A 14,058-nucleotide genomic window follows, 5' to 3' on the forward strand; every position below is an offset into this window, starting at 1 on the left:
GGCCGGCCCTTCGCATATGCGGAAACAGGATTCAGACCTGCATCTGCATCGCCTGCGAGCGACGCGCGCGCATCGCGCGACGCTTGAGCGCGCGACGCTCGTCTTCGCTCAGGCCACCCCACACGCCGTAATCCTGGTTGGTGTCGAGCGCGCATTTCAGACACGCGTCAATCACCTTGCAGGTGCGGCAGACCGCCTTCGCCTCCTCGATCTGCTGATAGGCGGCACCGGTGTTGCCGACCGGGAAAAACAGCTCCGGATCCTTGTCTCGACATGCGGCCTTGGCTCGCCAGTCAAAAGCACTGCTCATGTAATCGCCTTCCTTATATAAGCCCGTTACTCACATAACCACGAATCCTTCGATTTTTCAAGGGTTTCGCGAAAAAAGAATGCGAAAAGGGGCGGTCACGGGCGCGAGAATCCCTCGAATCGAGCGCATTGCACGGGAAAGGCCTGTGCCTGCCGCACGAAGACCCCTCGTCCCACGGTCGTGTAATCCCGTGCGGAGAATCCATCCAGAAGCGTGCCCGGAACGCCGGTCATCAAATCGTTCGCCCGTTCACCCGTGGGGAAGACGATTCGGGTGGGGCAGCGTTCCAGAACCGTCGAAGAGGCTTTCTCGACGGCGAGCATCACGGTTATGCCGGGATCGGCCAAGGCCTCGGTGAGCCGCGCCGCCTCTTCGGATGTGTTGAAGGGGCTGAGCAGTTCGTCCGCATCGTCCACGAGCCAGATGACACGGGCATGATTCGATGACGTATGCGATGGCGCTTCATCGTCGGTGATGAAGCCGTCATCGGTTTTGCGGGTGAATCTCACGGAGCAGCAACGTTCCTCGTACAGCCAACGTGCGCAATGCAGCAGGAGATTGGTTTTGCCGCTGCCGTACGCGCCGACGACGACGATGTTCCGCTGCCCGACATCGAGGCATGCGGGGGAGACGAGCACGCCGTCATCGCCGAGCCCAATGGGGATGTCGTAACGGGACTTCCGCTTCGCGTTCGACAGATCGCTGCGTTTCACGTTCCGCGCAAGCGGGTCCGAGAACAATGGTTCGGCGGGAGCGCATCCATGGAAACGAGCCGCCGTGGTGATCTCCCGGACCATCAGATGCACATCGCGTACCGCGCTGCACAGGAAGGGAACGGTATGCTGTCCGTCATTGCAATAGGCGGCTCCGGGCATTCCCGGCGGGATCGATGCGGCATCGCGTGTGCCCACAAGCTCGCTCGACTGCATGGGATCGGTGACGCGCAAACAGATGTTGAGCGCGATGTTGGCCTTCATGTCGCCGTGGACCTGTCCCATGGGATTCTGCGTGCACACGATGAGATGCATGCCCAGCGAACGGCCCAGCGACGCGAGACGGTTCAGACGCTGCATATAATCCGGCAGACGATCCCGAAGCGCATGGAACTCGTCGATGACCACCACCAGTCTCGGCGGAACGACCCGCAGTTGATCGAAGCGGGCGACATGTTCGTCGCTGACCAGTCTCTCCCTGCGTATCAGCTCGTTCTCAATCGCATTCAGCGCACGCACCGCATGGGCCAGATCAAGATCGCAGACATTGCCTACGGTATGAGGAAGCCTTTCCAACGCGTTGAAGGTGGATCCTCCCTTGAAATCGAGGAACACGAAGTGGAGTTCGTCGGGATTGTGCCTCGAAGCAAGCGCCAGGCACCAGCTGATGAGCAACTCGGATTTTCCGGAACCCGTGGTGCCTGCGACCATGGCATGCGGTCCGCAGCGGGCGAGATCCACGGAGAACGCCTTATGACGGGATTCGGCTCCGATGGCGTTGGGGGAGCCGTGGCGAAGCCAGCTTCGTATGACCGACCTCCAGACGAGCGCATCGTCATCGAAATGGTTCAACTGCTCGAAGGACACACGTGGAATGGTTTCGAACACGATGGATGGTGCCGCTTCTCCATGAGACGATGCGGAATCGTCCTTGGAGCCGGAGGCTTCGTGCCCCGATGTGTCGGATGCGTTCCTCGAACGCATCGCCAATGCGACGAACGACAGCGAACTGCCAAGGAGCGCCGGAACGAACATCGCGGCATACAACCATTGCCGTTGCACGAATATGACGATGAGCATGGCCAGCTGCGAGAGCATCGGAGCCGACCAGCTCAGCATCATGAGCCTGTCGGTATCGAAGCGTGGTGCCTGCCGTCGTTGTCTTGCCATGCCGCAAGCATGCGAGGCACGGCGAAACGCGCGCAAGCCGGAACGATGGCTGTGGTCGAAGGACGTCGGTTATCCACAGGCTCCGCGCGTGTCGCCCGGCAGTCGCTTTCGGATGAGCGGCATGCCGCGGCGCGGCAACGGCTTGGATGATGCTAGTTCTGTTGCTCCTCGGCCAGCGTGCCCACCGTGCCGGCTGCATGGGTGCCCTTCGCCAATTGCGAGAACAGTTCAAGGTTCTTCTCGTCATCCAGAAGCACGCTGGATCCGACGCCATCGACGTAGTAATCGGGATCGCTCCAATATACGCTTCCAGAAATGCCCTTGGAACCGGAAGCGCTTTTGAACGCCAAGGCCATTTGGATCAGCGACATGGTGGAGGCCTTCTCATCCACCGTCACGGAATTCAGCCCGGCCTTGGCCACTTTGGATGCTTTGGAGAAATTCATCAGCACCTGTTTGGAAGATCCCTTCTTCACGATGGCGTTGATGACCTGCCGCTGGCGTGCGGCGCGTCCGAAATCGCCTTGGGAGTCGGAATACCTCATACGGGAGAACGCAAGCGCGGTGGTGCCGTCCACGGTGTGGCAGCCCGCCGTCCAGTTGAGTCCCGAGTAGGCGTCGTTCACCGTCTGGTCGTAACAGAGGTCGATGCCGCCCAAGGCGTCGACCACCTTGACCAGTCCGCCGAACTGGACCATCGCCACATGGTCGATCTTCTGTCCGGTGATGTCTTCGACCTCATTGACCAGCTGTTTGCGGTTGTACATCTGCGCGACGGCGTTGATTTTCATATAGTCGCCGTCGATTTCGACAAGGGAATCCCTCGGTATGGAAATCAACGAGGCGGGGCCGGACATCGGCTTCGTGAGCACCAGAATGGTGTCGGTTCTGAATCCGGTGACATCCCCGGCGTTGCCGATGGTGCCTTCGCGTTCATCCGAACCGAGGATGAGCCAGCTTTCGCCCGACGTGTTGGCTTTGGAAGTCAGCCACGATGTTTTGTTGAGCTGCGAGTCGACCCAATTCCATGCTGAGAACACGCCGATGCCCAAGGCCAATAGCAATGCGAGCAGGGCGGCCAGCAGCAGCCGGCCGATTCGTGGTTTGCGTCGGGGCGTGCGGATACTCGCCGCTCGTCCGTTCACCGTGAGATCATGCCCGGCACGAACCATGGAAGGTCTGGCTTCCTTTCCCCGCGGAGCGGCATATGCGTGTCTTTTCGAAGGACGATTCGGTGTGAATGATGCCGGTGCTCCCGTTCCTCCAGCAGTGCTTGACCGGTGATTGCCTCCGACGGTCCTGCCGGAAGGGACTCCGTGCGACGCGGGATTCGCCGATCGGGCCGCAGGCCGGAAGCTTTGCGGCGTATTGCGTTTCGACGCCGCATGCGCCCTTGATGGCTTTGCGGATGGGGAGAAGCTGGGAATCTGCGTTTTTTCTGGTGCACCCATGCCGGACGAGTTATGTGGCCGTGCCGTTCTTGTTCGTTCGGTGGATGGCACGAAGCTTGGCGGTGCCCCCAACGGCTGCGGATTACCGTTTTCTCCACTCATAGTTCCTCCACATGAATCGTCCCCATGTTCAGACGGACGCTTGGCATAAGACGGTCAGTCCTTCGACGGGACGGCGCACACGGTCGCATTGAGGTAACGATCAGCGATGCCGATGTACTGCCCGGTGTTCGCATCATGGATGGAACCGTCCTCCGGATCGACGGTTCCGCCGGTATTCGGGTCGATAAGCGTGCCGTCGGACTCCGTGATGAGACCGGTTTTCGAATCCGGAGTCTGCGAAGCCTCATTGCCGGTCGAGTCGTTGGACTGTTCGGTGCTCGTTCCATCCGTTTGGGTGCTCTCGCCCGTGTCGGCGCTCGAACCGTCGGAGTCGCTGGTACCGTTCGTGGAATCATCAGAGCCGGCGGAATCGGAATCCGACCCCTCTGAGCTGTAGATGGATTTGCCTTGGCGCATGTTCTCCCAAATCGTGTCGGCATCATCAGTCCAGACGGAACGGTTCGGATCGGACGGCGCCGCCACCACCGGCACGGTCTGCGTGTGCAGGTTCGTCAGGGTGAAGTTCTTCAGGCTCATGGCGAGTCCCGCCAATGCCGCGGTATCCGCCATGCCTTGGGAGATGTACAGGGATTTGAGGGCCGCTTTCGCGAGCTGGTAGAGCTGCGCCGTGTCGGTGAGCAGGTTCTTGCTCAAGGCCTCGTTCATCAGCTGTTTGATGAGGTATTGCTGACGCGTCGTACGGGCGGTATCGGAACCGTCCCCCAATGCGTGGCGGGTGCGGGCGTACTGGGTCGCCTGCAATCCATCGAGATGGTGCAGTCCCTTCTCCAGCTTCAGACCGGTATAGGGGTCATCGATGTTCTGCGGTATGCACAGGTCGACGCCGCCGACCGCGTCGATCATCTTGACCAGACCCGCGAAGTCCACGACGATGAAATTCTGGATGCTCAATCCCGTGAGGCTGTTCACCGCGTTCAGGGTGCAGCTTGCCGCCGATGCGAGATCGCCGCCGGTTCGATACGCACCGGCGAAGATCGAATTGAACATCACGTTGTACTGTGCCGCGATCGTGCCTTTGGAAGTCTCGCACTGGGGAACGTCCACCAAGGAATCGCGGGGGATGGAGACCAGATTGATCTCCTTGCGGTTCGCGGAGATCTGCACCACCATGGTGGTGTCCGCCTGATGGTTGCCTTCGGTGTCCTCGCCGCCGCCGATGCTCTTGTTCTCCTCGCCATCGCGCGAATCCTGGCCGATGAGCACGAATTCGATAGGCTTGCCGGAATTCGGATCGATGATGGAATCGTCGGCCGACAGGGATCCCTGTCCGATTACATTCACCGAATGCCCACGGATGATGCCGTCGACATCCAGCCATGTGGCGGCCGCGGCGGTGCCGGAGAACGCCAGCAATGCGACGATGACCGATGCGACCGTCGTCCTCACGCGGTGCTGCACGCGATACCCGAGGCTATGGCGCGGTTTGACGTCACGCAGACCGTTGACGTTAGGAAGCTCATTGCCGGTATGGGATTGTGTCACGGTATCGCCTTCCTGGTTATCTTTCCGAAACAAGCGCGTTTGAACTACGCGATTAGAACCTACCACTTAACAACTATGGAATTATATGTTCCTTCCTCGATTTTCACCGATTTATGATGATTCTCCAAGGTCTTCGGGGCTCCATAGCACATTTTTCCCGGATTCTGGGCATTGACACGACATGAAATTTGACAAATGCAAATCGCATGGGTGTAATCTAAGGCGGTGCCAGAACGCACATATACAGCGGTGCCGGGCGCATATATAGATGTATCAACGACGCATAACAGGGAGGGCGCATGTGGGGCGTGGTCGGTGAGTCCTCCGAAAATCCGCTTGCCGAATTATGGGGGCTGTTCAAACGCGACGATGATGTTTCCTGGCAGCACAGGGCCCTGTGCTCGCAAACCGATCCCGAGGCGTTTTTCCCGGAGAAGGGCGGCTCCACCAGAGACGCGAAAAAGGTATGCGCCCAGTGTGAGGTGCGGGAGCAGTGCCTGAAGTGGGCCATCGACCATGATGAGCGCTTCGGCATATGGGGCGGCATGAGCGAGCGGGAACGGCGCAAGTACAAAAAGGAGCACAGGGAACGTGCATGAGCGTCGCACACCCGTGCGTACACTGGAGACTATGAACGATAACGCCAGTAGCGATATTCAGGGAATCGTGACGGACCTGCTCAACGGCAGACCGTATTCGCATCGGCAGGATGTCGATTCGTCGGTGGCTGCGGTGATCACGGTGCAGGAGGATCTGCGGTTCTTCGATTCGACGTTCGAAGCGGTGCTGCGGCAGCGAATACTGCCTGGGACTATCGTCGTGGCCGATTGCGCGCGTCGGGTCTCCCAGCCGATGCAATTGACATTCGATGTCATTCCGTCACCGGCCGGGGTCATCACCACGATGCCGGAGAACAAGACGGTGCGCGTCATACTCGTGGGAGCCGACCATGCGGTTTCCTTCGCCGATGCCGTCCGCTCGGCCATCGCCCAATTCGACATCGGCGCGGAGGTCCGTGCGCTGTGGATGCTCCATGACGATTCGCGCCCCGCGGATGATTCCTGTCTGGAGGCGATGCTGGATGCCTGGAAGAACACCCCGATGGCCTCGTTGCTCGGCGCCAAACAGCTGGATTGGCCGGGGCGCGGGCTGCATGACGTCGGCATGTACGCGGACGGGCACAAAGTCGTGTCGTTGGTGGTCGATGGCGAGCCGGATCAGGAGCAGTACGACGGCAGAAGCGATGTATTCGCGGTGTCCCTGGCCGGCGCCTTGGTGCCATTGGCGACGTTGAAGGCGTGGGACGGCATCGACCCTTGGTTCGGCACGTTCGGCGAGTCCCGCGACTTTTGCCGTCGCATCTGCTTGGGCGGCGGGCGCGTGGTGGTGGTTCCGCAGGCTCGCATCGCCCATGCCCGGGCGCGGTTCGAGGGGCTTCGCCTCCGCAATGGCCATGCGGTCGATGACGATGCGGAACCGGCCGATTCATATCTTGCGGTGCGTGAGGCGCAACTGAAATATGCGTATACGGACGTGCATCGCACATGGTGGCCGCTGCTGTGGCTGTGGTCGATCGTCCTGGCGCTGGGCCTTGGCGTCCGCTGCCTTGCCGCCAAACAGCCGTATCGGGCATGCTGCGAGCTCACGTTGCCATGGCGTGCATTGCCTGGATTGCGTGGCGCGTGGCGCGCCCGCGCGAGAATACGCCGTCAGGGAAAGGTCTCGGCCAAGGCGTTGCCGACGTTGCAGGCGGGCGCGGCGCGCACTCGCCAATGGCGCGAGCGCCAGCGTGCGTTCCTTGACCAACGTGACACGGTGATTCTCGGTCCTCTGGCCAAGGCCCATCTGCGCCGCCGTCTGGCCCGACGGTGGGGAATGGCCGCGGCCGCCGCGGCGATCGCCTTTGTATGGGTCGCGGTGTTGTACTGGGACGTTCTGCGTTCCGTCTTCGCCGGCGGCTCGATGTATTCCGCAGCGTTGCTGCCGACCAACGCCACCCTTGCGCAGCTGGCCCAATCCGCGACCACGTCATGGTCGTTCGCGGACGGTGTGGGCATCAGCGCGCCCGGCGCTCCTTGGCTGTTGGTCCTGCTCGTCGCCTCGGTGCTTACCGGGGGCCATGTGGCGGCCGCGGTCGGCTGCATGTTCTTTCTCGCCGCGCCGCTGTCCGTGTTGTCGTTCTGGGCTTTGGCGGGCGTGTTCACCCGTTCGGACGCGGTGCGTTGCGTCGGCGCCCTCGCATGGTTCGCGGCATCATCGGCCATGGGATTGTACGACGATGCCGATTTGCCGATGTTGACGGTGATGGTGTTCCTGCCCGCCGCGTTCGCGTTCTCGTTCCGCGCCGTGGGTATGTACCGCACCGAGGACCTCGTGTCGCCCCGGGCGTCGGTTCAGGCCGCCGCTACCGCGGCATTGTGCTTCATTCCGGCGGTGGCCGCCGAACCACAGCTGCTGCTGCCGCTCATGGTGACGTTCCTGGTGTTCCTGATGTTCGTCCGTTCCCATCGCACGACGTTGCTGCTGATTCCGTTGCCCGCCGCGTTCGTCTGCGCCCCGACGCTGGTCAACGCGGTGCGTTTCGCGGATGAGGGCACATGGCGGCAGATTTTCGGCAGTGTGATGCTGCCTTCTTCGACCCGTGACGGTTCCCCGGCCTCCATGGATGTTCTGGGTGTGGCGTTCCGCGCGTTCGGCATCAGTGTTTCCGACAGGCCTTGGGGGCTCGTCGGGCTGTCCGTGCTGTCCATGATCGCCGTTCTTGCCTTGGCCTCGTTGTTCCTCCCGTTCATGCTTCGTTCTTCCAGGATGATGTGGGTCGCGTCGCTTTCCGGGTTCGCTTTGGCGTTGCTTGCGGCCCATGTCTGCGTCGCCGTCGATGCGGCCGGGGTGGTCGCCGCTTCCGTGCTGCCCGGGGTCTCTTTCACGATGATGGGACTGCTCGCATGCGTATGCATGGTGGCTGGTGGCGCCGTGCAGCGGTTCAGCGAGTTGCGCCAATCCGGGGACGCCTCGTCGGAACGGCCGCGCGCCACGGGCGATTCCGTGGTGGTACGTACCGCCCGCGCGATTTTGGTATGTCTGCTTGCCGCGATGGTGGTGTCCTGCATGGTATTCGACTATGTCGCGGGCGACCATGGCCAGGTACGGTCCAGTGATTCCGGATTGCCCATGGTGGCTTCCGATTATCTGGAGCAGGATTCCGCTCGGCGCATCCTCGCCGTCCGCGCGGACGGAGCCGGTTCAGTCAGCTATGCCAGCATGCGCACGCGCAGAGGCGATCTCATCGACAGCTCGCCCGCGCAACGGGTGGAAGCGGTCTCCGGGCGCGCCGGCGATACCGACAAAGCGATCTCCAAGGATTGCGCCCGGCTGCTGGCCAATGCCGACTCCGACGCGATAGCGAATCTGAGCAGACTTGGCTTCGGAGGCATCTATGTCGTTCGTGGCCAGTCGAGCAAAGGCGCATTCGAACAATTGTCGTCGAACATCGGCGCCTCCGAAGGAACGCAGGAGGTGGTCGGCACGAATGGCGGCAACTACTATCGATTGACCATCCAGGACATCGCCAAGCAGCATGTCGATCAGACGGGATTCCATGAGGCGCATGCCAGCATTTGGCGCTATGCGTGGCTGTGGTGCATGGGTCTGGTCGTCGCGGCGTATTGCTTGGTCGCGCTGCCGCGTTTTCGCCGCGAAGGACAGGAGGAGTCATGAGCGGTCGCTCTCGTTCCCATAAGGTTTCCCGCATAGTGCTTTCCATCGTGTCGGCTCTGCTGATCGTGGCCATGGCCGCGGCGCTGGCGGTATACCGCCCCATCGAATGGAAGGCCGACGTCGTGACGGCGTCGAGTTCCAGAACCTCGCATATGGTCAGTCCCCGGCAGGTGGAGACCTATTGCCCCGCCCGCATGACGATTGCCGACACCGATGAATACGGCGATAGCGAATACCAGGCGTCGAATGGCGACGTCGCATCCTCGTCGCGATACGCGGCCTTCGGATCCGTGCTTCGTTCCTCGGTGTCGTCCATGGGGTCGGACGGAGATTCCTCGGTGCTGTCCATGCAGAGGGGCGATTCGGATGATGCCGTGTTCATGGCCGCGGGCAACGTCGATGATGGATCGCGCCTGCAGGAGTCCCGACTGTCTTCCGCGGTGGACGGAACAGGCTCCGCGTCGTCGGTGATGTCGTGGGCCACGAAGGGCGATGTGAAAGGCGTTTCCGCGGCATCATGCGTCACGCCTGAGTTGGAACAGAGGTTCCTGGTGTCGGGGACGAAAACGGGCATGACCCAGCAGTTGGTCGTCGCGAATCCCTCCACCAAGGCCACGTCGGTCGACATCAAGATCTGGGGAGCGGGCAAATCCGGCGCGTTGGCGCTGTCCACAGGCGCGACATTGGTTGTGGGCGCGGGCAAGGAAACCGTGATGAACCTTGCCGCGGCGGCTTCCGATCAGGATGCGCTCTATGTGGCCGTGTCCAGCGATGACACTCCGGTCGCGGCGGTGGTGCGCACCGTCGCGATGGATGGATTGACCTCGAAGGGTTCCGAATATACGGTTCCGAACAACACCATGTCCACAACGTTGGCCGTGGCGGGACTGTCGGCGGGTGACTCCGCCAGCCTGTACCTGTTCTCGAAGGCCGATGCGGAAATCACCGTGTCCTGGACGGACGGCAAGGGGTCGAAGCAGGCCAAACAGCAATCCATTGAGGCGAACCGGGCGTCGGTGATCGACCTGGGGTCGGTGCCGAAGTCGGCCACCGGTCTGTCGATCGTCGCCGACCATCCGGTTTCGGCCTCCGCCAAAATCACGGTTTCCGCAGACGGCGGGCAGGCCGATTTCGCGCTGTTCAATGCCATGGAACCCTTGTCGGTCTCCGCGATCGCGGTTCCGGACAAGGCCGACGCCACCATCGGAATCGTCAACGTTTCAAGCAAGCAGCAGACATCGACGCTGACGTTCTACGACGATGACGGCGAGCCGGTCGGCCATCGTGACATTGACGTTCCGGCAGGTGCCTCGACCGTGGTCAAACTGTCGGACGTCAACAAAGGCAACGTCGCCGCGGTCAGGCTGGCCGATTCAAGCTCCTCGATGGTATGCGGCATGCGCGTCGGGCAGCAGGATGTCTCCAGGGCGAAGCTCGCCGGACTGTCCATCGTCGGCGCGGTCGATCTCAGGGAGGCCCGTGAAGAAGTGCGTGCCAACCACGATATGACGATCGTCCGTTGAATCACATGCCCCAATCGGGGTCGATCTCCTCCGGACGGCGGCCATACAGTTCGGCCAGTCTGAGCACCACTTCGTCTCGAATGGCGAATTGGAGGTCCATGCGGTTGCGCGCATGCGATTGCAGGGGCATGCGGTACAGGACGATGCGTGGCGGTATGCCATGCTCCGCGGGAAAGGATTGGGATCCCAGCCGGGGAACGGCCTCCCAGGGCGCAGGGTCGGAAGGCGGCACATCCTCCACCGCGAATTGGACCGGCGCTATCAATTCGGGCCATGCGCCGTTGAGCCGGCGGATCTGAGCCACCAGCATATCGTCGAACATGCCGCTTCTGGTGCGGTAGCGCGGCAGACGTGTACCGAACATGGGCGTGCGGATTCCTCGCCCGTGACGATTCCTGTATATCGGGGTCTCCCAAGGCAACTGATGCATGAATCCCACCATATCAGGCCACATGCCGGACATAGGCTACCATAGTGTTCATTGGCCGATGCGCGGGGAGGGAAAGCATGTCGGATATTGCAGTGCCGTTCTGGAACGAGGTGGATCTCGACGCCTTGTGTTCCGGCGCGCGATTGCTGGCTTTCGATCTTGACAACACATTGGCGCGTTCGAAAAAGCCGATGAAGGACGATATGGCAGAGCGGTTCTCCGCGATGACGCGTCTGATGGACGTGGCGGTGATCACTGGGGGAAAATACTCGTTGGTGGAGAGCCAGGTCGTCTCGCGGCTGACCGGCGATGCGAACCTATCGCACCTGCATCTCATGCCGACCAGCGGAACACGGTATTACCGGTGGGACGGCGTTCGATGGACGCAGGTCTTCGCCCGTGACCTCTGCGAGCCGGACAAGGCGCGTATCCGGGAATCATTGGAACGCAACGCACGGATTCAAGGCCTATGGTCCGACAACGTGTGGGGAGAGCGCATCGAGGATCGCGGAAGCCAGATCACCTTCTCCGCCTTGGGCCAGCTGGCTCCCATTCCGGCGAAGGAGGCATGGGACCCGACCAATGAGCTCAAGCAGCGTCTGGCCGATGCCGTCGCGGCCGATCTTCCGCAGTTCGAGGTGCGTCCCGGAGGTTCCACCAGCGTGGATGTGGCCGAAAAGGGCATTGACAAATCCTTCGCGGTTCGTGAACTCGCCGGCATCATGGGCATCGCGGTCGCGGACATCATATTCGTCGGAGACCGGATGGATCCGGACGGCAACGATTATCCCGCCGCATTGGCAGGCGCCAGAGCGGTGCGGGTTGGCAATCCGGATGATACGGTGAAGCTGTGCGATGGCATCATCGCGCGGATCTCCAAGCCATCCCGGTGAAGGGCACCATCAATCATGGACGGGATGCGGGGCATGGGGGAGCAGGTCATCGGGCTGCTGTTTCCCCGTGGATGCGCGGGGTGCGACAGTCCTGACGAAGTTCTATGCGCGTCATGCCGGAGGCTGTTCGAATGCCGAGTGTCCCACCCGCTCGCCTCGTTGCTGATGGGGCGGTGGCATGCATGCGGCTGGTATCAGGGCAGCATGCGTCACGCGATCTTATCGTGGAAGGACCACGGCGATGAGGAGTGCGACCGTCCATTCGGCGACGCCCTGTGCCGGCTGTCCAAAACCTCGGGAACCGTCGCGTATCTGCGGGAGCACGCATCGGATCTTCCGGTGCTGGTGGTGCCGGCGCCATCCTCCCGCGCTTCCATGAGAAGACGCGGAAGAAGGCATATGTGGCCGGTCGCCAAGCGTCTGGCGGATTATCTGCGTGCGGAGACGGGATTGCCGGTCGTGCCCTGCGAGGTCTTGGCCAGCCGCGGCGTGCAACGGAAATCGGTGCAGATGACGGGCGCCTCACAGCGTTCGCAACGGCTCAAAGGCCATGTGGCGGTTCTTCCATCGGTCGCATTGCGGGAACGTCGCGTGATTCTCGTCGACGACATCGTCACTTCGGGAGCGACCATGCGGCGCTGCGTGGAGGCCCTGCGGCGGGAGGGCGCCGAAGTCGTCACGGTGCTGACGCTGGCCCACACTCCCAAACATGCCTGACCGTCGGTCCGTCGGGGCCCTATGGTCGGTGGCAAGACATCATTCGCCGTCCAGCGCATGGTATTTCGGCAACGTGATTTCGAAATCCGCACCACGCGAATCATCGACGACGCGTACGGAGCCACCGTGCAGCTGCGCGGCCCAACGGGCTATCGACAATCCCAGTCCGGTGCCGCCGGATTCGGTTCCCGGTCCTGTTTTTCCCTTGACGAAGCGTCGGAAAATCGCCGAGCGTTCCTCCTTGGGGATCTGGGAGCCGAAATTGACCACATTCGTCACGATCGTGTCGAGGTTCTTGTTCTCATGGGCTTCGATGAGCACGGTGGTGTTGTCCGCGGAATGTTTGAGCGCGTTGGCGATGACATTGGTGAAAAGCTGGCGCAGACGGTCCTGGTCGCCCTCCATCTCGATATCGTCGGGCACATGCATCTCGATGTCATGGGCGTGCCCGGCGTCGGCGATCTCCAGCGGCTCCACCGTTTCGTCGAGAAAATCCGCGAAATTGAATGTTTCGACCTGCAGGCTCGCCGCGCCGGCCTCCATGCGGGAGAGATCCAGTAGAAACGCGATGAGGTCGGAAAGACGGTGCGTCTGGTTGAGGATGCTTTCCAGATTGGCGGGCGTCGGCTCGACCACGCCGTCGGCCATGTTCTCGACCATGGCCTGCAAGGCGGAGACCGGCGTACGCAGCTCATGGCTCACGTTGGCCACCATGTCGCGGCGCATCTGGTCGGCGTGCTGAAGTTCCTCGGCCATCTCGTTGAACGTGATGGCGAGCTGCCCGACCTCGTCCCGACTGTTCGAATCGATATGCACGCGAACGGTATAGTCGCCGTCTGCCATGGCCTCCGCCGCGCGGCGCATCTCGCGCAGCGGCGAGGTGAGACCGCGCGAGAAGAAATAGGTGATGCCCAAGGCCACGGCGAGGGTGATCGGTAGGGCGACCCACAGGCTGAGCCCCACCTTCAACAGGAACCACGCCATGAAGAAGGAGATCACGGTGGACAGCGAGATGAGCACGCTGAGTTCGGTTTTCAGAGAGGAGAGCAAACCAATAGGGCGCTCGGAACCCAAAGGATTGACCGAACGCCCTGATGTTGTATTCGTGCTATGCATATAACCGCATATTACTGCTCCGGCGGCTCAAATGCATAGCCCACGCCGTGCACGGTGCGGATGGTTTTCGAGCCGAGCTTGTGGCGCAGGGCCTTGACATGCGAATCCACCGTGCGGGTGCCGGAGGCGTCGACCCAATCCCAAACCTCCTCGAGCAGCTTCTCACGGGTGAGCACGGACTTCGGCTTGCGCGCCAGCGTGGCCAGAAGGTCGAATTCCGTTGGAGTCAGATGCACCTGCTCGCCGTTGACGGTGACGATGCGCTGCGCGGGGTCGATGACCAGAGAACCGAAATCAAGCAGCTTCTCGTTCTCGGAGTTCTTGGCGATGACCTTCGCCCTGTCGACGCGCCGGAGCAGCGCCTTGCACCGGGCGATGAGCTCGCGCATCGAGAAGGGCTTGGTCATGTAATC

12 protein-coding genes are annotated in these 14,058 nt (G+C 61.6%); 5 read left to right on the forward strand and 7 right to left on the reverse strand.

The features are described 5' to 3' along the window. Nucleotides 1–31 precede the first annotated feature (31 nt). From B3C64_RS07165 to B3C64_RS07180, 4 genes are all read right to left on the reverse strand, one after another. Nucleotides 32–310 (reverse strand): WhiB family transcriptional regulator, encoded by a 279-nt coding sequence (locus B3C64_RS07165; RefSeq protein WP_003809589.1) that lies wholly within the window; start codon nt 308–310, stop codon nt 32–34. A gap of 95 nt (nt 311–405) precedes the next feature. Next, nucleotides 406–2,193, reverse strand: coding sequence for an FtsK/SpoIIIE domain-containing protein (locus B3C64_RS07170; protein ID WP_291534767.1), 1,788 nt, complete (start codon nt 2,191–2,193; stop codon nt 406–408). 152 nt (nt 2,194–2,345) lie between these two features. Next, nucleotides 2,346–3,746 (reverse strand): LCP family protein, encoded by a 1,401-nt coding sequence (locus B3C64_RS07175; protein ID WP_291534768.1) that lies wholly within the window; start codon nt 3,744–3,746, stop codon nt 2,346–2,348. A gap of 54 nt (nt 3,747–3,800) precedes the next feature. After that, a complete protein-coding gene (locus B3C64_RS07180) occupies nt 3,801–5,249 on the reverse strand; it encodes an LCP family protein (RefSeq protein ID WP_291534769.1) in 1,449 nt (482 codons plus the stop codon). Between the two features lie 299 nt (nt 5,250–5,548). On the opposite strand from B3C64_RS07180, the gene B3C64_RS07185 reads away from it, so the two are divergent. The 3 genes from B3C64_RS07185 to B3C64_RS07195 are packed head-to-tail and all read left to right on the forward strand — an operon-like array spanning nt 5,549 to nt 10,489. Then, nucleotides 5,549–5,848 (forward strand): WhiB family transcriptional regulator, encoded by a 300-nt coding sequence (locus tag B3C64_RS07185; RefSeq protein ID WP_291534770.1) that lies wholly within the window; start codon nt 5,549–5,551, stop codon nt 5,846–5,848. A 31-nt stretch (nt 5,849–5,879) separates the two neighbouring features. After that, complete coding sequence (locus tag B3C64_RS07190) at nt 5,880–8,966, forward strand: glycosyltransferase family 2 protein (protein WP_291534771.1); 3,087 nt, start codon at nt 5,880–5,882, stop codon at nt 8,964–8,966. Continuing rightward, the gene (locus B3C64_RS07195; RefSeq protein WP_291534772.1) at nt 8,963–10,489 is read left to right on the forward strand and encodes a DUF5719 family protein; all 1,527 of its coding nucleotides are present in this window, start codon (nt 8,963–8,965) and stop codon (nt 10,487–10,489) included. The genes B3C64_RS07190 and B3C64_RS07195 overlap by 4 nt, the downstream gene beginning before the upstream one ends. Before the next feature lies 1 nt (nt 10,490). Here B3C64_RS07195 and B3C64_RS07200 read toward each other — a convergent pair whose 3' ends face one another. Then, nucleotides 10,491–10,919 (reverse strand): metallopeptidase family protein, encoded by a 429-nt coding sequence (locus B3C64_RS07200; RefSeq protein WP_291534773.1) that lies wholly within the window; start codon nt 10,917–10,919, stop codon nt 10,491–10,493. Between the two features lie 77 nt (nt 10,920–10,996). Between B3C64_RS07200 and B3C64_RS07205 the strand changes: the two genes are divergently transcribed. Together B3C64_RS07205 and B3C64_RS07210 are read left to right on the forward strand one after the other, a co-directional pair. After that, a complete protein-coding gene (locus B3C64_RS07205; protein WP_291534775.1) occupies nt 10,997–11,812 on the forward strand; it encodes an HAD-IIB family hydrolase in 816 nt (271 codons plus the stop codon). Between the two features lie 204 nt (nt 11,813–12,016). Continuing rightward, entirely contained in the window at nt 12,017–12,529 is a 513-nt protein-coding gene (locus tag B3C64_RS07210; protein ID WP_349679965.1) for a ComF family protein, read from the forward strand. A 39-nt stretch (nt 12,530–12,568) separates the two neighbouring features. On the opposite strand, the gene B3C64_RS07215 is transcribed toward B3C64_RS07210, so the two are convergent. Together B3C64_RS07215 and B3C64_RS07220 are read right to left on the reverse strand one after the other, a co-directional pair. Next, nucleotides 12,569–13,645: a sensor histidine kinase gene (locus tag B3C64_RS07215; RefSeq protein ID WP_291534777.1), complete on the reverse strand. Its 1,077-nt coding sequence runs from the start codon at nt 13,643–13,645 to the stop codon at nt 12,569–12,571. Nucleotides 13,646–13,656: 11 nt separating this feature from the next. After that, nucleotides 13,657–14,058: response regulator transcription factor (locus B3C64_RS07220; RefSeq protein WP_291534779.1), on the reverse strand; the 402-nt coding region annotated here is incomplete at its 5' end.

Origin of the sequence: Bifidobacterium sp. UBA6881 (assembly GCA_002451435.1) — a bacterium.
Taxonomy (GTDB): Bacteria; Actinomycetota; Actinomycetes; order Actinomycetales; family Bifidobacteriaceae; genus Bifidobacterium.